Origin of the sequence: Idiomarina rhizosphaerae (assembly GCF_024159085.1) — a bacterium.
Classification (GTDB): Bacteria; Pseudomonadota; Gammaproteobacteria; order Enterobacterales; family Alteromonadaceae; genus Idiomarina; species Idiomarina rhizosphaerae.
In genome coordinates this window covers 475,534-500,803 of record NZ_JAMZDE010000007.1, presented here as the reverse complement: position 1 = coordinate 500,803, position 25,270 = coordinate 475,534, and the positions used below count along the sequence as shown (strand labels likewise).

Sequence of the window (25,270 nt, the reverse complement as noted above, 5' to 3'; positions counted from 1 at the left end):
CAGAAACTTAGCTGTCAGCCGAAAGGATCTCTCGTGTCAAAAGCTTTACTCCGCTCAGGTTTTATCGTCAGCGCGATGACCCTGATCTCACGCGTGTTAGGTTTAGTGCGCGATGTGGTCATCGCCAACCTGATGGGAGCGGGCGCTGCGGCAGATGTGTTTTTCTTTGCTAATAAAATCCCCAACTTTTTACGTCGGCTATTTGCTGAGGGCGCTTTTGCTCAGGCTTTTGTGCCGGTGCTCACTGAGTACAAGCAGGGCAAAAAACTGCCCGAACAGCAATTACTTATTGCCCGGGTGTCAGGTACTTTAGGTACTATCGTTACTGTGGTCACCATTTTCGGTGTGGTAGCCTCTCCTGTTGTGGCGGCGCTTTTTGGTATGGGGTGGTTTTTAGACTGGTGGAATGACGGTCCTCAGGGACAAAAGTTTGTCCTTGCCAGCGACTTACTCCGCATTACTTTTCCCTACTTATGGTTTATCAGTTTCGCCGCTATGGCTGGAGCCATACTCAACACGCTGGGCAAGTTTGCCGTAGCCGCTTTTACACCGGTATTTTTGAATGTCGCCATTATTGCGGCAGCTATCTGGTTGGCACCTCAGTTTGAGCAACCTGAATACGCACTGGCCTGGGGCGTATTTTTCGGTGGTTTTATCCAACTGTTATTTCAGCTGCCGTTTCTGAAAAAAGCGGGGTTATTGGTTAAACCACAATGGGGTTGGAAAGATCCGGGTGTTACTAAAATTCGCAAATTGATGCTGCCGGCTATTTTTGGTGTGTCGGTTAGCCAAATTAACTTACTGCTGGATACCCTCATTGCCAGTTTTTTAATGACCGGTTCCATAAGCTGGCTTTATTACTCGGACCGATTGCTGGAGTTCCCTCTGGGTCTGTTCGGTATTGCCATTGCTACGGTTATTTTGCCCGCGCTTTCATCACGTCATGTGGATAAATCGACTGAAAACTTCAGTGCTACGCTCGACTGGGGCATTCGCATGGTCCTGCTGTTAGGTGTACCAGCCATGGCGGGGCTTTTTGTGTTAGCAGAGCCCATGCTTATGGTGTTGTTCATGCACGGCGCCTTCAGCCCTGACGACGCACGTATGGCGTCTTACAGTCTTATGGCCTATTCCACCGGTTTGCTAAGTTTTATGATGGTAAAAGTTCTGGCAACGGGCTTTTACTCCCGCCAAGACACTAAGCGCCCGGTGAAGTACGGCATCATTGCCATGGCGGTGAATATGGTCTTTAACATTGCGTTGGCAATTCCTTATAGCTATGTCGGACTAGCGTTGGCAACAGCGGCCTCAGCGGCTATTAACGCTGGGCTGTTGGGCGTTACTTTATGGCGAGAAGGTGTTCTGAAGAAACAACCGGGAACCGGGCGTTTTATTCTACAGGTACTTTTCGCAACAGCTGCGATGATAGCGGGTGTACTGTGGTTGAGCCCGGACATTGACGCCTGGCGAACCAGTTCGTTGGTGGAGCGCCCCTGGCTTTTGGCTCAGGTGATTGGATTCGGCGCTGCCATTTATATTGGTGTGTTGGTTATTACTGGCTTGAGACCACGACATTTCCGTGCGCGCGAGTACTGATTATCGCCTCGGTATCAGTTATAATCGCGTCTTTTCCGGAAAACATTAAGATTGTGCGGGCATGGAACTGATTCGCGGTACTCATAATCTCAGAGCTGAACATTGTGGTTGCGTATTGACCATAGGTAACTTCGATGGTGTTCATCTGGGGCATCAGGCGGTGCTTAGTCAGGTCCGTGAAAAAGCTCAGCAGTTGGGTGTGCCGTCCGCGGTTATGACCTTTGAGCCGCAACCGCAGGAGCTTTTCCAGCCTGAAAAAGCGCCTGCACGCCTAACCAACTGGCGTGAGAAATATCTCGCGTTACAGGCACAAAATGTCGACCGGCATATTGTTATTGAGTTTAATAAGAAGTTTGCCAGCCAGCCGGCGCGTGAATTCATTGAACAGACTCTGGTGGGTAAGTTAGGCGTTAAATTTTTAGTGGTGGGTGACGATTTTCGTTTTGGCTACAAACGAGAAGGTGACTTCGAGTTGCTGCAAAAAGCGGGTAAAGAACTGGGGTTTGAGGTTGTCGATACCCGCAGCTATCGTCAACAGCAACAACGAGTCAGCAGCACCGCTATACGTCAGGCGCTAGAAGACGGCGACTTTGAGCAGGCGAAACAAATGCTCGGGCGACCTTATCAAATATGCGGAAAAGTCGTACACGGACGGAAAAATGGCCGAACTATTGGTTTTCCTACCGCGAACGTGCCGTTAAAGCGTTTAAAAAGCCCGTCACATGGGGTGTTTGCAGTAACAGCTCAGTTTGGTAAAGACGAAGAAATACATTCCGGCGTTGCCAACCTGGGAACCCGGCCAACATTAAATGGCGATGAAGTACAGCTGGAGGTGCATTTGTTTGAGTTTTCAGGCAATCTGTACGGTCAGCAGATGACGGTCACACCGGTGGCCAAATTGCGTAACGAGCAACGTTTTGCGTCGTTACAGCACCTACAAGAACAAATTGAAAAAGATGCCGCCCGCGCACGTGAAGCATTAGCGTGCCGGAGTCAGTAACTATGCGGAAATGGAAACAGTGACCCATGAGTGATTACAAGCACACCTTAAACTTGCCAGAAACAGCATTCCCAATGCGCGGCAACCTGGCTCAACGCGAGCCAAAGATGCTGGAGCAATGGTATGAAACTGACCTGTACGGTCAAATTCGTAAAGCCAAAGCGGGCAAGCCAAAATTTATTCTGCACGATGGCCCTCCGTACGCGAATGGGCAAATTCACATCGGTCACGCCGTAAATAAAATTTTAAAAGACGTTATTGTTAAGGCAAAAACTTTAAGCGACTTCGACGCACCTTACGTACCGGGGTGGGACTGCCATGGTCTGCCAATTGAACTGCAAGTAGAGAAAAAATACGGCAAGCCAGGAAAAAAACTGAATCTGGCTGAGTTCCGCGAGAAATGCCGCGAATATGCTATGACCCAAATTGACCAGCAACGTACCGACTTTAAACGTCTGGGCGTGCTTGGCGACTGGGACAACCCGTACCTGACCATGAACTTTAAGCAGGAAGCCGACAGCGTTCGTGCTTTGGCAAGAATTATTGATAAAGGTCATTTGCATCAGGGTTTTAAACCAGTGCACTGGTGTACAGACTGTGGTTCAGCGTTGGCGGAAGCGGAAGTTGAATATCAGGACAAAAACTCACCGGCTATTGATGTGCGCATGCCGGTTGCAGCTACGGCTGAAACGGTTGAGCGCTTTAGCACGCCGGAAGGCCATGTAGGTGAAGGCAATGTCAGCATGGTTATCTGGACCACCACGCCGTGGACCATTCCGGCTAACCGTGCGGTAACTCTGGCGGATGGGCTTGAATATACCTTAGTGCAAGTTGAAGCCAACGACGATCATCCCGCAGAGCGCGTGATTTTAGCCGATGACCTTGTTACCTCCTGTATGGAGCGTTGGAACATTACGCATTATCACAAGCTGGGTTTCTGTAAAGGCAGAGACTTAGAAGGTCTGCAATTGCAGCATCCGTTGTTCGAACTGCAGGTGCCGGTAATTTTAGGTGACCACGTGACTACCGAGAGCGGTACCGGTTGTGTGCATACGGCTCCGGGTCATGGTGTTGATGACTTTTTAGTGGGTCAGAAATACGGCATTGAAGTTTACAACCCGGTGGGTGATAACGGCGTGTACAAAGACGATACGCCACTGTTCGCCGGACAGCATGTGTTTAAAGCGAACGAACCTATTGTTGATAAATTGCGCGAAGTGGGCAATTTGATGCATGCGGAAAGTTATCGCCATTCTTATCCGCATTGCTGGCGCCATAAAACGCCCATTATTTTCCGTGCTACGCCGCAGTGGTTTATCAGTATGGACAAGAAAGGTTTGCGTGCAGGTGCTTTAGAGCAAATCAAAAAAGTTGACTGGTTCCCAGAGTGGGGACAAAGCCGCATTGAGTCCATGGTCGAAGGACGCCCTGACTGGTGCATTTCACGTCAGCGCACCTGGGGTAACCCCATTGCCATTTTCGTAAACCGCGAAACGGAAGAGCTGCATCCAAACACGCTGGAGCTTATGGAAAAAGTGGCTCAGCTGATTGAGAAAGACGGCGTGCAAGCCTGGTTCGACTTAGAGCCGGAAACTTTGTTGGGCGACGAAGCTGACAAATATCGCAAAGTCACTGACACTTTAGACGTTTGGTTTGACTCTGGTGTGACGCACCATTGTGTATTGCGTGAGTTTGACGGCTTGCGTTGGCCTGCTGATTTGTATCTGGAAGGTTCGGATCAGCATCGCGGCTGGTTCCAGAGCTCGCTGGTTACCGGTGTGGCCATGTATGACGAAGCGCCGTATCATCAGGTATTAACCCATGGTTTTACTGTTGATGCGCAGGGCCGGAAAATGTCGAAGTCTATCGGTAACGTGGTTGCTCCGCAGGACGTGATGAATAAGCTGGGCGGAGACATTCTGCGCTTATGGGTTGCGTCAGCGGACTACTCCGGCGAAATGACGGTTTCTGATGAAATTCTCAAGCGTTCAGCCGATGCGTATCGCCGTATTCGTAATACCTCGCGCTTTTTGCTGGCGAACTTAAGCGGTTTTGACCCTAAACAGGACTTGGTTGCCAAAGAAGATATGGTTGAACTGGATCGCTGGATTGTCGGACGTGCGGCAGACTTACAAAAAGAGTTGCTTGAAGCCTACAATAACTACCAGTTCCACAGTGTGGTGCAAAAACTCATGCATTTCTGCTCCATTGAACTGGGCAGCTTCTACCTGGATATTATTAAAGACCGCCAGTACACCGCTAAATCTGAAGGTTTAGCGCGGCGTTCATGTCAGACGGCGCTGTATCATATTGCCGAGGCATTAGTGCGCTGGATGGCTCCAATTTGCAGCTTCACCGCTCAGGAAATTTGGGACTTGTTGCCAAACGGACGCAGCCAGTATGTCTTTACTGAAAGCTGGTATCAGGGCTTTGATGAGTTTTCTGGTGTTAAGGACGATGAAAACGAGTTCTGGATGCAGCTATTGGAAATTCGTGATGTTGTTAACCAGGCGCTGGAGCAGTCACGCCGCGATGATGTTATCGGCGGTTCGTTACAGGCAGAAGTCACATTGTACGCTGATGATGAACTGGCGACAGCCTTGAATCGTTTAGGCGAAGAGTTGCGTTTTGCACTGCTGACATCGGAAGCGCAAGTGGCGTCCATTAATGACGCACCTGCTGACGCAGTTAAAGCGGAAAAAATGGCGTTGGCCGTTAGTGTGGCAAAATCTGAATACAAGAAGTGCGAGCGTTGCTGGCATCATCGCGAAGAGGTGGGGACTTTAGAGAACCACTCTGATTTATGCCAGCGCTGCGTAACCAATATTGAAGGTGAAGGTGAGGAGCGTCGTTTTGCCTGATTTTTCTAACCAGACTAACCGTGCAACTGGGCTGCGTTTTTTGTGGTTGACCTTGTTGCTGGTGGTTATTGATCAAATTACTAAAATTTGGGTGGCGGGTGAGTTTGAGCTTTATGAAAGCCGAGTTTTAATTGACGGGCTATTCAACTTAACTTACGTGCACAATTACGGTGCGGCTTTTAGCTTTTTAAGTGACGGTGGCGGTTGGCAACGTTGGTTTTTCACCGCCATTGCTATTGCTATCAGCGTGGTGCTGCTTATCTGGATGCGCCGCAACCCGGTGGGTTTATGGCGCCAAAATTTAGCCTTTTCTCTGATTATGGCCGGGGCTATTGGCAACGTAGCTGACCGTTTAATGTATGGTTATGTCATCGACTTTTTTGATGTTCATTATCAGGGCTGGCATTGGCCTGCATTTAATGTAGCTGATATGGCCATTACTATCGGTGCTGCACTCATGTTATTGGAAGCTTTTTTTGATAACCGTCGGGACAAAGCCGAGAACGGTCACGGGCAGTAAGGAGTTTCATTTGAGTCGTTTACCTATAGAGCACGGACGGGAAGTGGTGATGCACTTCACCATTAAACTGGCCGATGGCTCGGTTGCAGACAGCACAAAAATGTCAGGTAAGCCTGCCAGATTCCGGATGGGCGATGGCAATCTGACCGAAAACTTTGAAGCGTGCCTGGTAGGGCTGCGCGAAGGGGCGGAACGCGAGTTCACGTTAGAGCCTAAAGACGCCTTTGGTGAACCGAACCCGGACAACTATTATTATGTTGATTCGGCAAAATTTAACGATGAAACGAAACCGGAAGTTGGAGCCATTTTGGCTTTCACTCAACCGGACGGTACCGATTTACCGGGAATTGTTCGTAAAGTTGAAGGTCCAACAGTCACCATCGATTTTAATCACCCGTTGGCCGGACAAACGGTGATTTTTGAAGTAGAGATTATTAGCGTTGAGCCATGATTGGTTAATAAACCGGGCTGAACGCAGGAGGAACTGATGCAAATTTTGTTAGCGAACCCACGGGGCTTTTGTGCCGGAGTTGATCGCGCTATAACTATTGTTGAGCGGGCTTTAGAAATATTTGAGCCGCCAATTTACGTGCGTCACGAGGTGGTTCACAACAAATACGTTGTCAGTAAACTGCGCGAGGCCGGTGCGGTCTTTGTAGAAGAGTTGCACGAAGTACCAGACGATCAAATCGTTATTTTTAGCGCCCATGGCGTTTCTCAGGCGGTTCGCCAGGAAGCCAAAGATCGCGGTCTGCGGGTATTTGACGCGACTTGCCCATTGGTGACCAAAGTCCATATGGAAGTTACCCGGGCCAGTCGTAAAGGGCATGAATGCATTCTAATTGGCCACGCCGGGCACCCTGAAGTTGAAGGGACTATGGGGCAGTATAAGAACGATGAGGGCGGTATCTACCTTGTGGAATCACCAGAAGATGTTGCTCAGCTCGCAGTGAAAGACCCGGGAAACCTGCATTACATGAGCCAGACCACCTTATCGGTTGATGATACAGCCGATGTAATTGATGCTTTGCGCCAAAAATTCCCTGAGATTAACGGTCCGCGTAAAGATGATATTTGCTATGCCACTCAAAACCGTCAGGATGCGGTACGTGAATTAGCCAGCGATGCCGATGTCATGTTGGTAGTCGGCGCGCGTAACAGCTCAAACTCAAACCGCTTACGCGAGCTTTCCGAGAAAATGGGAACTCCGGCATACCTAATTGATGACGCCAGCTGTATTGATAAAGCCTGGTTAGAAGGTCACGAGAAGGTGGCTGTAACCGCTGGCGCTTCTGCCCCCGAAGTGTTGGTCAAAGAAGTCATTGCTAAGCTACAGGAATGGGGCGGTAAAACCGCAGTAGAACTGAGCGGCCGCGAAGAAAATATTACCTTTTCAATTCCACCGGAGCTAAGACCGCACCCGGTGGGTTAATTAAAACAGTTGTTCTATAGTAATACCCAAAGCATCAGCAATACGTTTTAGCGTGTTGCTTCTGTGGTTGTAACCGGGGCGCTCCATTTGAGCTACTGCTGATTGGGAAACACCGAGTTTTTGGGCGAGCTCAGTTTGACTGATTTTTTTATGCCTCCGCCAGGCTGCTACCATGTTCCCCCCCGTAAATAAGCTTATTTCCACAACTTCATGGGGAATAAACTCACCCTCTGTCTGTGAATGCAGAAGTGATAGGTAGTCTTCATAAGGTATGACGGCGTATTCCGGCTGGCCGTTTCTTTCGATGATTTGTACATCAGTAGGTGCGCTCATCTCGTTTTCTCACCTCTTTGATACGAATGACTTTAATAGTTTCGACAAATAGAAATAATACCCGGTAACGGCCAACTCTCAGTCGATAAATATCCTCAAATCCTTTCAGCTTTTTTATGTTTAAGCAGTCAGGGAACTGACGAAGGGTTGTAATTTTACTAAAGACCCTTTCTTTATCGTTTTGCGCAATTCTATGCAGTTGCTTTACCGCTTTTTTTGTCCATTGAATTTTATTCATTATATCTTATAAATAAGTTTTTGCTAATTTATCGGGAAAGCCAGAATGTTTGGGTCAGTTCGTTATCTTTTCCCCAGGACACTGTGACTTTGGTGGTAGCGTTAAACTGGTCAATAGAAGTGAGTTTTGCTGTTAAATGAAGTTGCCCGGTTTTCCTTGATAGTTCCGGGTTATTACCTTTAGCCCACGTTTGTTGAGCCTCACTTAAATAAGTCATCAAAACCTCCACCGCCTTTGCTTTTGTATGGGTACGGTCAATCGCCGATAATCCAACCTGTAAAATCTTCAGGCTACTGACGGACCAAAGAGCGACTAGCGCAGCTCCGGCCAACACTTCAACCAGAGAAAAGCCTTTATTCTTGTGCCAGTTCATAAGCCCTGCGCTCTGCTTCGAAATCTTGCTGAAGTTGCTGAGAAAGCTGTTGCCATTGATGATGTTGCTGAGCTCCTATCATTTGCGCGTAAAAAAGCAGCGCAGCTAAGCTGGCTGAACTCAAGCTTATGAGTGTTACTAAGGTGAGTATCAGAGCGAATCCTTTCGCGTTCATAGTAAGCTCCAGTTAGTTAACCTGAGGAGTGATTGTTCGTTTGAAAACATGTGTCTGTGCATTGCTGGTAACGGTAAAAATTACAACGAGCTTTGATAACCCAGTACCAGATTCCGGAGAGTAAGAGTCAGCAGTAAATTGCGTGACTTTGAATTGAGACTTATCGGTAAGGGACTGCCAGCCATACCCGGCGCAATCGAGAGTCATTGAGTTATGCTGTAGCTGTTCATTCCTGACTCGGAAGCCAACTGAGCCTCCGTTTTGCTGAGGAAACAAATAGCAATAGCCCTGAGGGTTCGAAATTTGCGTTTCGGCAGTATTTTTTAAAGTTTCAAAAAACTGATTTGCAACTGACTGAGCACTTAATAGTAAATTGACCTGCATTAGCTTGCGGTGTTGCACTCCTGTTTGCCATTGCATTTGTTGCTGCGCCGCCAGAACAACTATCGCGCCAATAGCCGAGGCTATAAGAACTTCTACCAAGCTACTGCCGCGCTCAGAAGTCATTAACATGAGGGGATTCCCGGAAGTGAATTACCCTCACTTAAGCACAATCGAATACGACCGATACTGCTGATGATGACTTTTGCCTGTCTGCTTTTGCCTATTAGCCTGATATGCCCTGGTGTTGCGGCAGCTGACTCTCCATAAAAAGTAAGCGACGCGGAAGGGCTGTAGGTGTACTTGGTTTGAATACGTGAGGCTTCGGAGTCATCGCTGAATGTGACTAAGTCGACTTCAATAGATTCCTTATTTGCTATGGACCTGGCTTTTACCAACTGCAGATAAGACAGCCAGCGGCCAGCTTCTTTTTGAAGCAACAAAGACTCTGTCTGCTGAGTAAATATTGGCAGGGCCGAAGCACCAAGCATCGCACTGACAGCCAATGCTACGACCAATTCCATAAGAGAGTAACCGCGCATAAAAACACATTATTTTGAAAAAGAGCAACGAGTATAGAAGCTGCTTAAGCTTTGTCTGTAAGCCCCAACTGAAACGAATGTAAGATAACCTCCGAATAAAATAAAAGCTGGCTCGATTCTTGAATAAAACATCGCAGGTTCAACTTTTTGACGCAACAGGAAGACGTATGGCGAGCGGTGCCGAAAAGTTAGTAAATTTAAGAAATTTCACACAGAACAATGCGCACCTTATCAAAGGTTTCGGCACGCCTGTGGCTATTATGGCTATTCTGGCCATGGTTGTTTTGCCCATTCCGGCCATGGTGCTCGATATTTTGTTTTCGTTTTCAATTACCCTGTCACTGGTGGTTATGCTGGTGGCGGTTTATACCCAACGTCCGCTTGATTTCGCCGCTTTTCCTACCGTATTGCTTATCGCCACGGTATTACGCCTAAGCCTTAACGTTGCCTCAACCCGTATTGTTTTGCTGGAAGGTCATAATGGTCCAGGGGCTGCGGGCTCGGTGATTGAAGCTTTTGGTAGTGTTGTTATCGGCGGCAACTACACTGTGGGTCTGGTGGTGTTTGCGATACTGGTTATTATCAACTTTGTGGTTATTACCAAAGGTGCCGGCCGTATTTCAGAAGTAACCGCCCGTTTTACCCTTGATGCTATGCCAGGTAAGCAGATGGCTATCGATGCTGACCTTAACGCTGGTCTGATCAATCAGGAAGAGGCCAAAGCCCGGCGCAGTGATGTAACTCGTGAAGCGGATTTTTACGGCTCTATGGATGGTGCCAGTAAGTTCGTAAAGGGTGACGCCATTGCCGGTATTCTTATTCTATTTATTAATATTATCGGTGGTCTGCTGATAGGTATGATTCAGTATGGCTTAACCTTTAACGAAGCCATTGAAGTTTATACGCTACTGACTATTGGTGATGGTCTGGTTGCGCAAATCCCTTCTCTATTACTGTCGGTTGCAACCGCCATTATTATTACTCGTGAAAATGACAGCAAAGACATGGGCGATGCGGTTGTTCTGCAGCTGCTTGATAACCCCAAGGTTTTGGTTATTACCAGTGCGGTACTTTTTGCTATGGGGATTATTCCGGGTATGCCGCATCTGGCTTTTTTAAGTATGTCCGCCGTGTTAGCAGGCGCCGCGTATTTCAAACTTAAGAAAACCAAGACCGAAGAAGGTGAACTGGTTGAGAAAGAACAAGAGCAACAGGTTCAGCAAGCACAGCAAAAAGAGCTTAGTTGGGACGATGTGCGCCATGTGGATACTATTGGTCTGGAAGTCGGTTATCGCCTGATTCCGTTGGTGGATAAGCAGCAGGGTGGTGAGCTTCTGTCGCGCATAAAAGGCGTACGTAAGAAGCAGTCTCAAGAGTTTGGCTTCCTTGTTCCCGCCGTACATATTCGGGACAACCTGGATTTAGGCCCCAACAGTTACCGCATTACTTTAATGGGTGTGACTATGGGTGAAGCTGAAATTCGTCATGACTGGGAAATGGCAATTAACCCCGGGCAGGTATTTGGTGAACTGGACGGTGAGAAAACTACCGATCCTGCCTTTGGGCTGGATGCGGTCTGGATCCGCCCGGAACAGCGGGAGCACGCACAAACTCTGGGTTATACCGTGGTTGACGCTGCAACCGTAGTTGCTACGCACTTGAGTCAGATTGTAACCAATCATGCGTCTCAGTTGCTGGGTCATGAAGAAGCACAAGAACTGCTGGATCGTCTGGGACGCACTCATCCTAAGTTGGTTGAGGGGCTGATTCCGGATCTATTGTCACTGGGTAACTTTGTGAAAGTATTGCAGAACTTACTGGACGAAGGCATCGCGATTCGGGATATGCGCACCATTGTACAAACTTTGGTTGAGTACGCCGGCCGTAGTCAGGATCCAGAAGTATTAACCGCGGCGGTGAGAATTTCACTGCGCCGTTTAATTGTTCAGGACATTGCTGAAGGGGCGGCGGAACTGCCTGTCATAACTTTGGCACCAGAGTTGGAACAGATGTTGCATCAGTCTCTGCAAATGGCTGGTAATGACGGAAATCAGCAAGGCGCCGGAATCGAACCTGGTTTGGCCGAACGCCTGCAACAGTCATTACGCGAAGTGCATCAGCAGCAGGAAATGAATGGTGAACCTTCAGTACTGCTGACCTCGGGGCTTCTACGGTCAACCATGGCGCGATTTGCGCGTCACGCTACCGATGGTATGCGCGTGTTGTCCTATCAGGAAGTACCGGATGATAAACAAATTCGTATTGTCAGCTCAATTGGTGGACAACAAAACGGTGGTGAACAAACCGCCACACAAGAGTAACGGGAGTCGCTTGTGAAGATTAAACGCTTTTTTGCCGAAGATATGCGCCGTGGTTTGCAACAGGTTAAAGAAACCTTAGGTCCGGATGCTATTATCCTGTCCAATAAGAAAGTGAACGGCGGTATTGAGCTGGTTGCTGCTATTGACCCGGATGCGCAGCAAGCACAACCTGTGGCAGAGCAGGCAACTAACGAGCCAGCCGCATCAAAGACACCAGAAGTACCGGCTGAATCTTTGCAGGAACTGTTGCAGCGTCAGATGCAGGCTGAACAGCCTGCGCAACGCACTGCTGCGCAAGCAGTTGCTGAGCCGACACAACGACCAGAATCAAAACCAGAGCCACAAGCCTTCGCCGATTCTCAGCTAAGTGACGATATTTTTCCTGAACAAGTAAATGCACCAGCAGCAGATGACTCCCAGGCCATTGCTGAACTGCGCTCTCAGGTAAACGGTATTCGCCAGTTGCTGGAGCACCAGTTGAGCGGCTTAATGAAACAAGAAATGGATCGTGAAGAACCAACCCGGTCTATGCTGATGAACCGTTTGATGCATATGGGCTTAAGCGAACGAGTAGCCGACCAGATTGCGTGTTTTATTCCCGAAGGCGGCTCAGATGACGAAGCATGGGAACAGACTCTGCATTTATTAGAGGGGCAGTTGAATACGACCTCTGACGACATTTTGACACGCGGCGGAGCGGTTGCGTTAGTCGGCCCCACCGGTGTCGGTAAAACCACTACTATTGCAAAGTTAGCGGCTCGCTATGCGCAACGTCATGGTGCCGATAAAGTGGCTCTAATTACCACCGACACCTTTCGTATTGGTGCCAGTGAACAATTACAAACCTATGGTCGTATAATAGGATGTCCGGTCAAAGTGGCAAAAAATGCACAGGAACTGGCAGATGCATTACTTGCGCTACGTCAAAAAAGTCTCATTTTGATTGATACGGCAGGCATGGGTCAGCGCGATAAGCGTTTGAACGAACAGTTAAGTCAGTTAATTCAGAATTCACGGCTTCGTATTCGCCCGTATTTGGTGTTGTCGGCAACGTCGCAAAGCCAGGTGCTGATGGATGCTGTTAAGCAATTTAAAGCACTGCCTTTGTCTGGCTGCATTTTCACTAAGCTGGACGAATGCTTAAGTTTAGGTGAGAGTATCAGCGTAGCAATAGAACACGGCTTACCGGTTGGTTATTTAACAAATGGCCAGCAAGTGCCTGAAGATATTCGTGTAGCGGATGCGAACTTTATGGTTGCCGAGGCTGAGCGCCTGCTTGATAAAAGCATTTGTTCCTCAGTGTCAGACGTGCCAAAATCGTACTGGAATGAGGCGTTTTCTCGCTGAATGAGCCAATATAATATGAAGCTGTTATCAATCTAGTCAGAAAAGAGATACGCCCGATGGATCAAGCAAGCGGTCTGCGAAGAATGAAACAATCGAAAGTAAAAGTTATTGCGGTAACTGGTGGTAAAGGCGGTGTTGGGAAAACCAACGTGTCGCTGAATATGGCTATCGCAATGGCAAAACAGGGCAAACGAGTATTAGTGCTGGATGCCGACTTAGGCTTGGCTAACGTCGATGTGATGCTAGGTCTTCGGGTTGAGCGCAACCTCTCTCATGTGTTGAGTGGTCAGTGCGAATTAGAAGATATTCTGATTGAAGGCCCGGAAGGTATAAAAATTGTGCCTGCCACCTCAGGTACGCGCTCTATGGTGGACTTAAGTGAATCTGAGCATGCCGGATTAATAAGAGCCTTCAGCCAGCTTCAGGGGAACTATGACGTATTAATTGTCGATACTGCAGCTGGTATTGGTAATACCGTTGTCAGCTTTGCCAGAGCGTCACAGGATGTTTTATTAGTGGTTTGTGATGAGCCAACATCAATTACCGATGCTTATGCACTGATAAAAGTATTGAGCCGGGAGCAAGGCCTGTTTAAATTCAAGGTGGTTGCCAATATGGTAAGAAATCTGCGCGATGGACAAGTATTGTTCAATAAATTAACTAAAGTAACCGATCGCTTTTTAGACGTTGCTTTAGAGCTTGCCGCGATTATACCCTTTGATGATAACTTGCGCTTAGCCGTTAGAAAACAACAGCCTATGGTATTGGCCTACCCCAGGTCGCCTGCCTCTTTAGCAATAAAAGCTCTGGCTAAGAAAGCCATTGACTGGCCTGTTCCGGCTCAAGCTGGCGGGCATTTAGAATTTTTTCTTGAACAATTGATAACTTCTGCCGATAACGAGAGTAAGCGGGATGTTGCCAATGAATAAAGCAGCCTTTTATGCCGCCACTGCTGACAACCGGAATGCCATTATTGAACAGCATACCGGGCTGGTTAAGCGTATTGCACATCATATGATGGCTAGACTTCCAGCCAGTGTGCAAGTGGATGATTTGATCCAGGCGGGCATGATTGGCTTATTAGAAGCTGCGCGTAACTTTGATAACAGTAAAGGCGCCAGTTTCGAAACCTTTGCCGGCATTCGCATTCGTGGTGCGATGTTGGACGAAATTCGTCGTGGTGACTGGGCTCCGCGCTCGGTTCATCGTAATCATCGGCGTGTACTGGAAGCCATTCGTCAGGTTGAAAATGAAACCGGACGCGATGCAAAAGACACGGAAGTGGCCGCAAAGCTGAATATGGGGATGGATGAATATCATCATATTTTGCGGGATGTCAGCACGGGACGAATCGTTGGTATTGAAGATCTTGGTGTGTCAGAAGATGCTATCATGCCAGAGCAGGTAACGGGGTCAGCTTATGAGCCGCAAAGAGATGTTGAGAACGCCGCGTTTCATAAAGCGCTGGTTTCGACAATATCTTCGTTACCAGAACGTGAAGCTTTGGTGCTTTCGTTGTATTATGACGAAGAATTGAATTTAAAAGAGATAGGTGAAGTGCTGAGCGTGAGTGAATCACGAGTCAGTCAAATTCACAGTCAGGCAATGTTGCGACTGAAGTCGCGAATGCAAAATTGGGTTGAATAAACTTTGGTTGTAATCGAGAGCCTCAGTGGAGGGTGCTTTGGATAAAAATATGAAAATTCTCGTTGTGGACGACTTCTCTACAATGAGACGAATCATTAAGAACTTACTTCGTGATCTTGGCTTTACCAATATACAGGAAGCCGATGACGGTAATACCGCATTGCCTATGTTGCAGAACGGTGATTTCGACTTTGTCGTAACCGACTGGAATATGCCGGGTATGCAGGGAATTGACTTGCTGCGTGAAATTCGCAAAGACGATAACCTGGCTCATTTACCGGTGTTAATGGTAACGGCGGAAGCCAAACGAGAGCAGATCATTATGGCAGCTCAGGCAGGAGTAAATGGTTACATTGTAAAACCATTTACAGCCGTAACGTTGAAAGAAAAGCTCGACAAGATTTTCGAACGAATCAGCTAAAGGGCGAACGACTATGTCTGATAACGCCCATGATATTTCTCTGGAGCAAGCCAAGGAATTAGTAACCTTGCTTGAAGACGGGAAACAACAGCAGGCTAACCAATTACTGGAAGATGTTTACAACCGTCGTAATGACAAGTTGTTCACCTCTGTAGGCCAGTTAACACGAGACCTCCACGAAGCGCTTCAGGATTTTCAGGTTGACCCTCGCATTGTGCAAATGACGCAGGATGACCTTCCGGACGCGCAAAATCGTCTGCTGTATGTCATTGAAAAAACCGAAGACGCTGCGAATCGTACGATGGATGCTGTAGAAGCCTGTCTGCCGCTTGCAGACGATATGCATCATCGTGTTGAGAAAGTGATGCCGGCCTGGAATCGGTTAATGAGCAACGATATTCAGTTAAATGAATTCAAGTCTTTATGTCATGAGGTCGATGACGTACTTAAGCGTTGTGGCGAAAATATGCCTCAAGTGCATGGGTTAATGACTGAAGTGCTTATGGCGCAGGACTTTCAGGATATTACCGGGCAAGTTATTCGTCGGGTTATTCAATTGGTCGAAGACGTTGAAAAGAACCTGATTGAATTACTGAAGATATTTGGTAAAGAAGAAGAACGTCGTAACGCGGAAAAAGCAGGGCCTGCGCCTAAAAAAGATGCAGCCCATGCCGAAGGCCCAATTATCGATGCTGATCAACGTGATGACGTGGTTGGCGGACAAGACGAAGTGGACGATTTGCTGTCCAGTTTAGGTTTCTAGGAGCATCAGTCGCATGAGCTTTGATATGGACGAAGACATTCTGCAGGATTTTCTGATCGAGGCTGGAGAGATCCTCGAGCAACTGTCTGAACAGCTAGTTGAATTGGAAAATGATCCGCAAAACAAAGACCTGTTGAATGCTATTTTCCGTGGCTTTCATACGGTTAAAGGTGGTGCCGGGTTCCTGTCTTTGGGGGCTTTGGTTGATACCTGTCATGGTGCGGAAAATGTATTCGATACCCTGCGTAATGGTCAACGTACTGTTACTTCCGACTTGATGGACGTGATCCTTCAGTCTTTGGATACTATCAATACTCAGTTTGCGCAGGTGCGCGCTAAAGAAGAGCCTGAAGCGGCTTCACCTGAGCTTCTGGAATTATTGCATAAGCTGAGTGAACCAGAGTCTGAGGACGAAGAACCTATAGAGGTTCCAAAAGACGAACCTGCAGCGGAAACTGCTCCGGAACCAGAACCTGCAGCAGAAGAGAGCAGCAGCGACAGCATTGACGAAATTCAGGACGATGAATTTGAAGCGTTGTTGGATGAGTTGCACGGGCAGGGTCAGGGACCCGGCAAAAAAGAAGATAAGCCAGTGGCGTCTAAACCCAAGGTAAATGAAGACAGTGATGAGATTTCAGATGATGAATTTGAGTCATTGCTGGATGAACTTCATGGAAGCGGCAAAGCGCCTCAAAGTGCTGAGAAAAAACAAGAAAAGCAAAAAGAGCCCGCAAAAGACGACGAGATTACAGACGACGAATTTGAATCTTTGCTGGACGAGTTGCATGGCAGTGGCAAAGCGCCGACGCCGAAAGGTGATAAGCCGGCTAACGAGCCTGCACCGAAAAAGCCTGAACCCAAAGCGCAGCCAAAACCTGCGGCAAAAGCAGCAGCCAAGTCAGAGCCGAAGCCTGAGCCCAAATCAGAGCCTAAAGCGAAACCAGCAGCGGCTCAGCCGGTAGATAAAAAACCAGCTGCACCAGCGCCTGCTCCGGTTGAAACTACTGTGCGGGTTGATACCAAGCGCTTAGACGAAATAATGAATATGGTCGGCGAGCTGGTACTGGTCAGAAACCGCCTGCTGAGCCTGAGTAATTCTGATGAGTCAGACAGCGCTGAAATGGGCAAAGCTATTTCGAACCTGGATGTTGTCACTGGCGATTTACAGGGCGCGGTGATGAAAACCCGAATGCAGCCAATTAAGAAAGTGTTTGGTCGTTTCCCGCGGGTTGTCCGTGACCTGGCTCGTAGTCTGAAGAAAGAAATTAATCTTGAGATGTACGGTGAAGAAACCGATTTAGATAAGAATTTAGTTGAGGCTTTGGCCGATCCTTTGGTGCATTTGGTTCGTAACTCTGTTGACCATGGTATTGAAATGCCGGATGAGCGTGAAGCGAATGGTAAGTCACGTTCAGGAACCGTTACTTTGTCGGCATCTCAGGAAGGTGACCATATTATGCTGTCGATTAAAGACGATGGTGCCGGTATGGACGCTGAAAAACTGAGAGGCATTGCCGTTAAAAAAGGCATTATGGACGCAGACTCCGCTGCACGTTTAAGCGATGAAGATGCTTATAACTTGATTTTCGCGGCCGGTTTCTCGACCAAAGAGCAAGTTTCGGATATTTCCGGTCGTGGTGTTGGCATGGATGTGGTTAAGACCAAAATCAGTCAGCTCAACGGTAGCGTTAAAATTAATTCAGAGTTAGGTAAAGGTACTGAACTCTTGATTAAAGTGCCGCTGACTCTGGCTATATTGCCGACGCTAATGGTCGCCGTAAAAGATCAGACTTTTGCTTTGCCACTTGCTGTTGTCAGCGAAATTATCGACCTGGATATGAAGCGCACCAATACTGTGGACGGCCAGTTGACTCTTATCGTACGTAACCGGGCGATTCCGCTGTTCTTCTTAGAAAAATGGCTAGTCCGCAACCATGATGGTTCAAGTCGTAAAGAACAAGGCCATGTAGTGGTTGTGCAAATTGGTAACCAACAAGTTGGCTTTGTGGTGAACGCACTGATTGGTCAGGAAGAAGTGGTTATTAAACCCTTAGATAAGTTATTGCAGGGTACGCCAGGAATGGCCGGGGCAACAATTACCAGCGATGGTGGTATTGCTCTGATAGTCGATGTGCCCAGCATGCTTAAGTATTACGCCAAAAGATAACGGGACAAACCGTTCATGACTGTAAAAGTTCTCGTGGTAGACGACTCGGCGTTTTTCAGACGCCGGGTAACTGAGATTTTAGAAGACAACACCAACATTAAAGTGATTGGTAGTGCGAATAATGGCGAAGAAGCGGTAGAACAAAGCCGAACTCTTAAGCCTGACGTTATTACCATGGACATTGAAATGCCGGTAATGAACGGCATTGATGCTGTAAAAGCCATTATGAGCAGCAACCCGTGTCCTATTTTGATGTTCAGTTCACTGACTCATGAGGGTGCGACAGCTACGCTGAATGCGCTCGAGGCGGGAGCCGCAGACTTTCTGCCGAAGAAGTTTGAAGATATCGCCCGTAACCGTGATGAGGCAGTAAAAACTCTGCAGGATCGCGTTATAGCAATTGCCCGACAGCCGGTAAGCAGAACGACTGCGCGGCCATCGACACCGCCGCCTGTTGCGAAGCAACCCGAACGTCCATCAGAGCCGACTACAGCGCTGGATCGTATTCGGCAACGTAATAATGAGCTGCAAAGTCAGCGCGAAAGTGATGCGCGTACAGCGACATCGGCTGGCGCTTTAACAGTCAACCGGGCTTACCAATTACTGGCGATAGGAACTTCTACCGGTGGCCCTGTCGCATTGCAAAAAATACTCACCCAATTACCCGGTAATTTTCCTTACCCTATTGTAATGGTTCAGCACATGCCTGCGGCTTTTACCAAAGCCTTTTCACAGCGTCTGGATGGTCTGTGTCAGGTGCATGTTAAAGAAGCCGAAGACGGTGATGTGCTAAAAGCCGGAACCGCGTATTTAGCACCGGGTGGTAAGCAAATGATGGTTGAAGGTCGTCCGGGCAGCGCAAGACTGCGGATAAAAGATGATACTAGCGGGCGCATTACTTATAAGCCGAGTGTCGATTTAACTTTTGCCAGCTTATCGAAAACCTATATGGGTAAAGTTCTGGGTGTCATTTTAACCGGTATGGGCGCTGATGGCCGTGACGGCTCGCGGATGCTGAAAGATCAGGGCGCGACTATCTGGGCTCAGGATCAGGCCAGCTGTGTTGTGTACGGGATGCCTCAGGCGGTTGCTCAGGCGGGCATTTCAACCCGCAGTATCAGCCTTGAAGGAATGGCCAAGGCTATTATGAAAGAAGTCGGTTACAGCGGCTTATAGCAGGATGAGTGAATGATCGTATGGACGGTAGCTAATCAAAAAGGCGGGGTCGGAAAGACCACCACAACCGTTGCGCTGGCAGGCCTATTGGCTGAACAGGGTAAACGAGTCCTTTGTATTGATACTGACCCCCATGCGTCATTAACCTATTATTTTGGTATTGATTCAGAATCGCTGGAATCCGGCTCCTTTGATGTTTTCAGTGCCGGTAAAGCTGTCACCGCTGATTTGATGCGCCGCAGTATTTTGCCTACCCAGTTTAAGCATCTGAGCGTTATGCCTGCCACTATGGCACTGGCTACGCTAGATCGTAAACTTGGCACTCAGGACGGCATGGGGCTGGTGTTAAAACGTGGCCTGGCAATGGTCGCCGACGATTTCGACTACGTACTTATTGATGTGCCGCCGGTGCTGGGCGTTCTTATGGTTAACGCACTTGCCTGTTGCCAGAGAGTATTGATTCCGGTTCAAACCGAGTTTTTAGCGCTAAAAGGGTTAGAGCGCATGATGCGGACCTTAACGTTAATACATAAATCTCGCGGTGAGAATTACGCTTATACGATTATCCCGACACTATATGACAAGCGAACCAATGCGTCTTTGCAAACGTATAAGAAACTCATTGCACGTTATGGTCGCTCGGTCTGGAATGGCATGATCCCAATAGATACGAAATTCCGCGATGCCTCTAATGAGCAGCTCACGCCTTCTGCTTATGCACCGAAATCGCGAGGGGTGTTGGCTTACCAGTCACTATTAACTAATTTGAAGCAGCTGGAAGAGCGTTGATTTATGACGACTAAACGCGATAACAGTGAAGCCGCTATGGCAGAATACCTCAACGCTTTACTGCTTGAGGAAGAAACAGTTGAGTTTGATAATGAACCGGTTAAACGACTGTTAGAGCAAGCGGCACCTAAAATTCAGGCTGTTGCTGAAGAGGAAACGGTTAGTTTAAACCGTGAACAGGATTTATTACCTTTAGTTTCTGCAAAAGCGGACGATAGCTATAAAGAACCAGAGGTTGAAACGGTTACAGAAACAGAAGTTGAAACAGAAGTTGAAACAGAAACTGTCGAGCTGGAAACCACTGAGACAGACGTTGATACGGAAGTACATACTGACACCGAAACAGCAGTGGAAACTGAAATTTCGGAAGTTTCTGAGCCTCCTGCGGAGCCTCTTCCTGACGCGATGTCAGAGTATATGGAACAGGACTTTCAGGCACTATTTTTTAAAGTCGCGGGCTTAACTCTGGCCGTGCCGCTAAAAAGCCTGGGAGGCATCCATCAACTGGGCAAAATTAGTCCGCTGATGGGAAAACCTAAATGGTTCCGCGGTATTATGACTGAGCGTGACAATAAACTGCAGGTGGTTGATACGGCTCGTTGGGTCATGCCGGAAAAATGTACGCCGGAGCTGGAAGAGAATTTAGATTATCAGTATTTAATTACTTTGAATGACAGCCCATGGGGACTGTTGTGTGAAGAATTAGTGACCAGTGAACCTTTGCAGCCGCAATCGATTCAGTGGCGTAAGGAAACAAATAATAAGCGACCCTGGCTTGCCGGGGTTGTCCGTGACAGAATGTGTGCATTGCTGGATGTTAACGCATTGATTACACTTCTGGATAAAGGTCTGGGACATATCCAGCAAGATTAATAACGCATGGCGGAGTAAGAGATGAGTAAAGACAATCGCGCTATCAAGAATGAAACTGACGTTGATGGGAATGACGAAGTTCTGCAGTGGGTAACTTTCCAGCTGGAACAGGAAACTTACGGTATCAATGTAATGCAGGTTCAGGAAGTGCTGCGCTACAGCGAAATTGCTCCCGTACCCGGTGCACCCAGTTACGTATTAGGTATTATCAATTTGCGCGGTAACGTGGTGACCGTCATTGATACGCGCCTGCGCTTTGGTTTGCAGACCACCGAAGTCACTGACAATTCACGTATTGTGATCATTGAGTCTGAACAGCAGGTTATTGGCATACTGGTCGATAGCGTTGCCGAGGTGGTTTATCTGAAAACCTCAGAAATTGATAGTGCTCCGAATGTGGGTACTGACGAGAGTGCTCGTTTTATTCAGGGCGTAAGTAACCGAGATGACGAACTCTTGATTCTGGTGGATCTGGATAAAATGCTCACCGATGAAGAGTGGGATGAAATTTCCCGTCTGAGCTAAATGATGACGAACTGGTTGTTTGCTATTTCGGCGCTGGCTCTTGGGCTGGCGCTTATTGCTTTAGTCGCGGTGGTTATTACCTCGCGGCGGCAAGCTGAGCTCATTGAACGTCAGCAGCAGCGCTTGCTCATGCTGACGGAAACCGCCAGTGAAGTGTTGTCGTTACGGGAACAGTTCAAACAGGATCCCTCTGAAGCCTCCTCTAAGACCGACTTTGCTCAGCAGCAAGTGGTTGCTCAGTTGCAACAGCAAGTTGCGCAGCTAAACGAGGAGCAACAGCAGTTACAGCAAAGGTTGCAAGAAGTTGCGGAGCAGGACCCGGGTAGTAAGCTTTATCAGCGCGCAGCTAAGTTAGTGGCGAGTGGAGCCAGTGTTGAAGAACTGATGCAGGAATGTGACCTGCCTCAGGCTGAGGCTGAGTTATTAACCTCGTTGCATAAAAAAGGCGCATAAAGCGGCTTAACCCTCTTCCCATTGTCTTGGGAATTTCCCATCAAGTAAGTAAGCAAAAGCAATAATCTCAGCAATAATAATGTACAACTCCCGTGGAATTTCATCGCCCACATTCAGTTTGGCCAGCGAATCGGACAGCAAAGGGTCTTCATGAACTAAGACGCCATGCTCTTTTGCAACGGCAATAATTTCTTCAGCAAGTTCGTCGAACCCACGGGCGATAACCTTAGGCGCATTAAAGCCGTCGTAAGACAAACCTATAGCTTGTTTTTCTTTTCTGTCACTCATACTGTCACCCGAATAATCCCGCTGTGCTGCTGCGCCAGGTTGTCCGGAATTTTGCCTTGCTGAACCCGAAGCTTAATGCTGTTAACTTCCAGTTCGGCAAGCCTTTTCTCAAGCCTTTCGACATTACTCTCAACCACGTTTTGCGCTGCTTTAGTTTCAGTGTAGAAGTCAACTGATGACCCTTGTGGGTGGTAGCGACCTTTAACCAGTAAAGGGCCGGTACTTTCCAGTTCAAAGCGTAGGGTAAATAACCATAAGGTTCGGCCACCTTCTCCTTTATTGTTACTTTCGCGTTCACTGCGAATAAGCAGTTCATGCTGCTGGGGCTTTTGTGTATCAGCGGGTAGCAGAATGTAATATTCCGGTTGTTGAGCAGGTGAATCCTGGAGCCTGGCCTGACTGCTCTGCGCTGAGTTAAGAATACCGGTAAAAAGCTGTAAGAGCCGCTGCAATTGTTGTTGCGGCAATTGTTGCAACAGGGCATTAATGCGCTCGCGCACTTCGCCTGCATTTTCAGGGGCAGGGTTAAGTACCTGCTGGATCAAAGCCTGAGTAAACTGATTTGGTGAGGTTCTCGCTGCTGAACTATTGCTGGTCGTTTCCGGTTGCTGCTGCATTGCCAGCCCCAGCAGCGTCATTAGCATTTGCCCTAAACCTCCCATTTGCTGACTGGGTTGAGCGCTGACCGGGCGTGCCGCAAACCAGTCGCTGACCCAGCTCTGTAATGCCTGGGGGCGCTGCATGGAATCCGGTGTTGGCATTTGCTGAAGCACTTTGACTAAAAGCTGCTGTAACGCCTTAGGTGGCGACTGCAATGCTTCTCTTGCTGCGTCTGCTGACAATCGGGCCGTCGGCTGCTGAACACTTTCAGTTGTGCTTGTCGATGAGGGCGACGGCCGCAGGCTTTCCGGTATAAAGTTCTGCAATGCCTGTTGAAATTGTTTGGGTGTTATTTGTTGAGCCTGTTTTATTGCTAACCCGGTTGCCGTTGGTATCGACACTTTTTGTGTCGGCGAGGGTTGGGCAACGACGTTTGGTTGACTCACTGGCGGGTTAACGGGTTGAGCGCCTGGCTTTGATGTTACGGGCTGTTGCGGTGTCGGTTGCACTGTAGCAACCCGACCATGCTCAACAAAGGCTTTAATCAACTTGGGTGGCAGTTGAGTTACCGGCATCTCTGCAACAACCACTGGCTTTGTTGCACCGGTACTAAGAGCTAGACGAACTATGGGTTGTTTAGGATCTGGCTGAGTTATTGTCAGTTGCAATTTCGTTGCTGCCGTTAATGGCGGCTGAATATTTTTGGGTGGGTTAGGCCATTGCCAGTTGTTACCCTGAATACGAGGTGGTTGTTGGCCTTTCGCGGGCTCAAAAGTTACCGGTAAACTGATCTGAACCAATAATTGGGTAAGTAACCTGGTTGTATTTGCCTGATTCAGCAAGCCTGCATTTATCGAAGGTGTTGGAATATTACCCTGTTGCGGAGCCTGAGTTGTGGCTGCGGTTGAATTGCCACCAGAGGCGGAGCCGCTAAAAATGCGCATTAGACTGGACAATTGCTGCTGTTCGGCACGAGCTAAGGTTCGTTCCGGAGAGGCCATCATTTGTTGTAACAGTTGCTTAATATCAGCCATGCGCTTTACCTAATTTTTATGGTAGAATCTTGGGCATTTGCGTCAGCTTACCAGTAAGGTTCCGGTTGTAAAATCCGCATGACACAAGTTGTTTCCACCAACAGCCCACTATTGCACGCAGAGCGGCTAAGCTCAATCCGTGGAGGGCGGGTATTATTTGAAAATCTCGACTTTTCAGTGAGCGCTGGTCAGTTATGGCAGGTTAGCGGGCCTAATGGTGCCGGAAAATCGTCGTTACTGCGAATTCTTACCGGATTGCTGGAACCCTCCAACGGTGTTGTTTTTTTTGACGGTAATCCGCTGAATCAAAACTGGTCGGAGTATTGTCAGCAGTTACTGTTTATTGGGCACAAAGCTGCGATTAAAGGCGAGCTAAGTGCGCTGGAGAACTTTCACTGGCAGCAGCAGTTGTCTTCTGTGCAAAACGTTGATGCCTGGGATTTGCTCGAGAAGCTTGGACTGCTGGGGTTAGAAGATGAATTAACCACGCGACTGTCTGCGGGTCAGCAACGCCGAGTTGCATTAACCCGGTTGTGGGCGACGCAGGCTTCGCTGTGGATATTAGATGAGCCCTTTACCGCTTTGGATGTACAGGGAATAGCTTTATTACAACAACGTTTTGTCGAGCATTTAGATGCTGGTGGCACCATTATTTTCACCTCGCATCAGTCACTGACTTTGTCGGGTTTAATGCCTGAAAAACTGTCTCTGGAATATCGGGGCGAGGTGCTATGAGCCAGCTTTCGAATAGACAAACCTGGTTAACCTTGCTGAAGCGTGACTTGCGAATAGCCGCACGGCGACGCAGCGATGCCTTAAACCCTCTGCTTTTTTTATTAATGGTCGTGACGTTGTTTCCGCTAGGCATTGGTCCCGGTCCTGATATTCTGGCTCGTATTGCTCCGGGAATTATCTGGGTAGCCGCTTTACTCGCCAGTTTGTTGGGGCTTGAACGCTTGTTTCGTGACGATTTTCAGGACGGTACCCTGGAGCAGTTATGTTTATTGCCGCAGCCTCTGGCCTTTACGGTTACTGCGAAAATGATGGCGCACTGGCTGTTAAGTGGTTTACCGCTGGTTATTCTGTCACCCGTTCTGGCTTTGCTGTTGAGTTTACCGTTGCAGGGGTGGTGGGCACTGGCGTTAACTTTGTTTCTGGGAACTCCGGCATTAAGTGCGTTGGGAGCTATTGGTGCAGCGTTAACTTTGCAGGTTCAGCGCGGAAGTTCGCTGGTCAGTTTAATTTTAATTCCGCTTTTTATTCCCTTATTGATATTTGCCACGGCGGCAGTCGAAAATGCCTCAATGGGGCTTGCAGTTCATGGTCAGTTAGCGATACTGGCGGCAATTTCAGTTTTAACCGTAACATTGGCTCCGCTGGCTGTAGCAGCTGGCATTAGAATGAGTGTGAATTGA

The 25,270-nt window shown here is 48.2% G+C and carries 28 protein-coding genes; 20 read left to right on the top strand and 8 right to left on the bottom strand.

The features are described from left to right. Window positions 1-33: 33 nt before the first annotated feature. The 6 genes from murJ to ispH all read left to right on the top strand — a co-directional run bounded on the left by murJ (window position 34) and on the right by ispH (window position 7,409). The gene (gene murJ, locus NJR55_RS10090) at window positions 34-1,596 is read left to right on the top strand and encodes a murein biosynthesis integral membrane protein MurJ (RefSeq protein ID WP_253619818.1); all 1,563 of its coding nucleotides are present in this window, start codon (window positions 34-36) and stop codon (window positions 1,594-1,596) included. Window positions 1,597-1,657: 61 nt separating this feature from the next. Beyond that, complete coding sequence (gene ribF / locus NJR55_RS10085; RefSeq protein WP_253619817.1) at window positions 1,658-2,596, top strand: bifunctional riboflavin kinase/FAD synthetase; 939 nt, start codon at window positions 1,658-1,660, stop codon at window positions 2,594-2,596. Between the two features lie 26 nt (window positions 2,597-2,622). Next, on the top strand, window positions 2,623-5,457 hold the full coding sequence (ileS, locus tag NJR55_RS10080; RefSeq protein ID WP_253619816.1) for an isoleucine--tRNA ligase: 2,835 nt from the start codon (window positions 2,623-2,625) through the stop codon (window positions 5,455-5,457). Beyond that, a complete protein-coding gene (gene lspA / locus NJR55_RS10075; protein ID WP_253619815.1) occupies window positions 5,450-5,977 on the top strand; it encodes a signal peptidase II in 528 nt (175 codons plus the stop codon). Before ileS ends, lspA begins: the two co-directional genes overlap by 8 nt. A gap of 10 nt (window positions 5,978-5,987) precedes the next feature. Continuing rightward, complete coding sequence (fkpB, locus tag NJR55_RS10070; RefSeq protein WP_034819709.1) at window positions 5,988-6,428, top strand: FKBP-type peptidyl-prolyl cis-trans isomerase; 441 nt, start codon at window positions 5,988-5,990, stop codon at window positions 6,426-6,428. A gap of 36 nt (window positions 6,429-6,464) precedes the next feature. Next, entirely contained in the window at window positions 6,465-7,409 is a 945-nt protein-coding gene (gene ispH, locus NJR55_RS10065) for a 4-hydroxy-3-methylbut-2-enyl diphosphate reductase (protein WP_253619814.1), read from the top strand. Here the strand turns inward: ispH and NJR55_RS10060 are convergent, their stop codons facing one another. From NJR55_RS10060 to NJR55_RS10035, 6 genes are read right to left on the bottom strand one after another with little or no spacing between them, the layout of a single operon-like run. After that, window positions 7,410-7,742 carry a helix-turn-helix domain-containing protein gene (locus tag NJR55_RS10060; RefSeq protein ID WP_253619813.1) on the bottom strand — a complete coding sequence of 111 codons (333 nt, stop codon included), beginning with the start codon at window positions 7,740-7,742 and terminating at the stop codon, window positions 7,410-7,412. It lies immediately after the preceding gene. Continuing rightward, window positions 7,726-7,980 carry a type II toxin-antitoxin system RelE family toxin gene (locus NJR55_RS10055; protein ID WP_253619812.1) on the bottom strand — a complete coding sequence of 85 codons (255 nt, stop codon included), beginning with the start codon at window positions 7,978-7,980 and terminating at the stop codon, window positions 7,726-7,728. Before NJR55_RS10055 ends, NJR55_RS10060 begins: the two co-directional genes overlap by 17 nt. Window positions 7,981-8,008: 28 nt before the next feature. Then, window positions 8,009-8,353: a prepilin-type N-terminal cleavage/methylation domain-containing protein gene (locus NJR55_RS10050; protein WP_253619811.1), complete on the bottom strand. Its 345-nt coding sequence runs from the start codon at window positions 8,351-8,353 to the stop codon at window positions 8,009-8,011. Continuing rightward, window positions 8,334-8,528: a Type II secretion pathway-like protein gene (locus NJR55_RS10045; RefSeq protein ID WP_253619810.1), complete on the bottom strand. Its 195-nt coding sequence runs from the start codon at window positions 8,526-8,528 to the stop codon at window positions 8,334-8,336. Before NJR55_RS10045 ends, NJR55_RS10050 begins: the two co-directional genes overlap by 20 nt. 12 nt (window positions 8,529-8,540) lie before the next feature. Next, on the bottom strand, window positions 8,541-9,041 hold the full coding sequence (locus NJR55_RS10040) for a prepilin-type N-terminal cleavage/methylation domain-containing protein (RefSeq protein WP_253619809.1): 501 nt from the start codon (window positions 9,039-9,041) through the stop codon (window positions 8,541-8,543). After that, window positions 9,035-9,451: a prepilin-type N-terminal cleavage/methylation domain-containing protein gene (locus NJR55_RS10035; protein ID WP_253619808.1), complete on the bottom strand. Its 417-nt coding sequence runs from the start codon at window positions 9,449-9,451 to the stop codon at window positions 9,035-9,037. Before NJR55_RS10035 ends, NJR55_RS10040 begins: the two co-directional genes overlap by 7 nt. 167 nt (window positions 9,452-9,618) lie before the next feature. On the opposite strand from NJR55_RS10035, the gene flhA reads away from it, so the two are divergent. The 12 genes from flhA to NJR55_RS09975 are packed head-to-tail and all read left to right on the top strand — an operon-like array spanning window position 9,619 to window position 21,933. Next, entirely contained in the window at window positions 9,619-11,772 is a 2,154-nt protein-coding gene (gene flhA / locus NJR55_RS10030; RefSeq protein WP_253619807.1) for a flagellar biosynthesis protein FlhA, read from the top strand. Window positions 11,773-11,784: 12 nt separating this feature from the next. Continuing rightward, a complete protein-coding gene (gene flhF / locus NJR55_RS10025; protein ID WP_253619806.1) occupies window positions 11,785-13,119 on the top strand; it encodes a flagellar biosynthesis GTPase FlhF in 1,335 nt (444 codons plus the stop codon). 56 nt (window positions 13,120-13,175) lie between these two features. Further along, window positions 13,176-14,048 carry a MinD/ParA family protein gene (locus NJR55_RS10020; protein ID WP_253619805.1) on the top strand — a complete coding sequence of 291 codons (873 nt, stop codon included), beginning with the start codon at window positions 13,176-13,178 and terminating at the stop codon, window positions 14,046-14,048. Beyond that, on the top strand, window positions 14,041-14,766 hold the full coding sequence (locus NJR55_RS10015; protein ID WP_253619804.1) for an RNA polymerase sigma factor FliA: 726 nt from the start codon (window positions 14,041-14,043) through the stop codon (window positions 14,764-14,766). Before NJR55_RS10020 ends, NJR55_RS10015 begins: the two co-directional genes overlap by 8 nt. Window positions 14,767-14,803: 37 nt before the next feature. Beyond that, window positions 14,804-15,187 carry a chemotaxis response regulator CheY gene (gene cheY / locus NJR55_RS10010; protein WP_016341317.1) on the top strand — a complete coding sequence of 128 codons (384 nt, stop codon included), beginning with the start codon at window positions 14,804-14,806 and terminating at the stop codon, window positions 15,185-15,187. Between the two features lie 13 nt (window positions 15,188-15,200). Continuing rightward, window positions 15,201-15,950, top strand: coding sequence for a protein phosphatase CheZ (locus tag NJR55_RS10005; protein ID WP_253619803.1), 750 nt, complete (start codon window positions 15,201-15,203; stop codon window positions 15,948-15,950). 13 nt (window positions 15,951-15,963) lie between these two features. Further along, on the top strand, window positions 15,964-18,117 hold the full coding sequence (locus NJR55_RS10000) for a chemotaxis protein CheA (RefSeq protein ID WP_253619802.1): 2,154 nt from the start codon (window positions 15,964-15,966) through the stop codon (window positions 18,115-18,117). A gap of 15 nt (window positions 18,118-18,132) precedes the next feature. After that, window positions 18,133-19,293: a protein-glutamate methylesterase/protein-glutamine glutaminase gene (locus NJR55_RS09995; RefSeq protein WP_253619801.1), complete on the top strand. Its 1,161-nt coding sequence runs from the start codon at window positions 18,133-18,135 to the stop codon at window positions 19,291-19,293. 12 nt (window positions 19,294-19,305) lie between these two features. Then, entirely contained in the window at window positions 19,306-20,082 is a 777-nt protein-coding gene (locus NJR55_RS09990) for a ParA family protein (protein ID WP_253619800.1), read from the top strand. 3 nt (window positions 20,083-20,085) lie between these two features. Then, complete coding sequence (locus NJR55_RS09985) at window positions 20,086-20,955, top strand: chemotaxis protein CheW (protein ID WP_253619799.1); 870 nt, start codon at window positions 20,086-20,088, stop codon at window positions 20,953-20,955. A gap of 21 nt (window positions 20,956-20,976) precedes the next feature. Then, on the top strand, window positions 20,977-21,480 hold the full coding sequence (locus NJR55_RS09980; protein ID WP_011234361.1) for a chemotaxis protein CheW: 504 nt from the start codon (window positions 20,977-20,979) through the stop codon (window positions 21,478-21,480). After that, window positions 21,481-21,933 carry a DUF2802 domain-containing protein gene (locus NJR55_RS09975; RefSeq protein ID WP_253619798.1) on the top strand — a complete coding sequence of 151 codons (453 nt, stop codon included), beginning with the start codon at window positions 21,481-21,483 and terminating at the stop codon, window positions 21,931-21,933. 6 nt (window positions 21,934-21,939) lie between these two features. On the opposite strand, the gene NJR55_RS09970 is transcribed toward NJR55_RS09975, so the two are convergent. After that, entirely contained in the window at window positions 21,940-22,221 is a 282-nt protein-coding gene (locus NJR55_RS09970) for an EscU/YscU/HrcU family type III secretion system export apparatus switch protein (protein WP_253619797.1), read from the bottom strand. Continuing rightward, window positions 22,218-23,855: a flagellar hook-length control protein FliK gene (locus NJR55_RS09965; RefSeq protein WP_253619796.1), complete on the bottom strand. Its 1,638-nt coding sequence runs from the start codon at window positions 23,853-23,855 to the stop codon at window positions 22,218-22,220. The genes NJR55_RS09970 and NJR55_RS09965 overlap by 4 nt, the downstream gene beginning before the upstream one ends. 78 nt (window positions 23,856-23,933) lie before the next feature. Here NJR55_RS09965 and ccmA point away from each other — a divergent pair, with 78 nt between their 5' ends. Then, entirely contained in the window at window positions 23,934-24,590 is a 657-nt protein-coding gene (ccmA, locus tag NJR55_RS09960; RefSeq protein WP_253619795.1) for a cytochrome c biogenesis heme-transporting ATPase CcmA, read from the top strand. After that, a complete protein-coding gene (gene ccmB / locus NJR55_RS09955; RefSeq protein WP_253619794.1) occupies window positions 24,587-25,270 on the top strand; it encodes a heme exporter protein CcmB in 684 nt (227 codons plus the stop codon). Before ccmA ends, ccmB begins: the two co-directional genes overlap by 4 nt.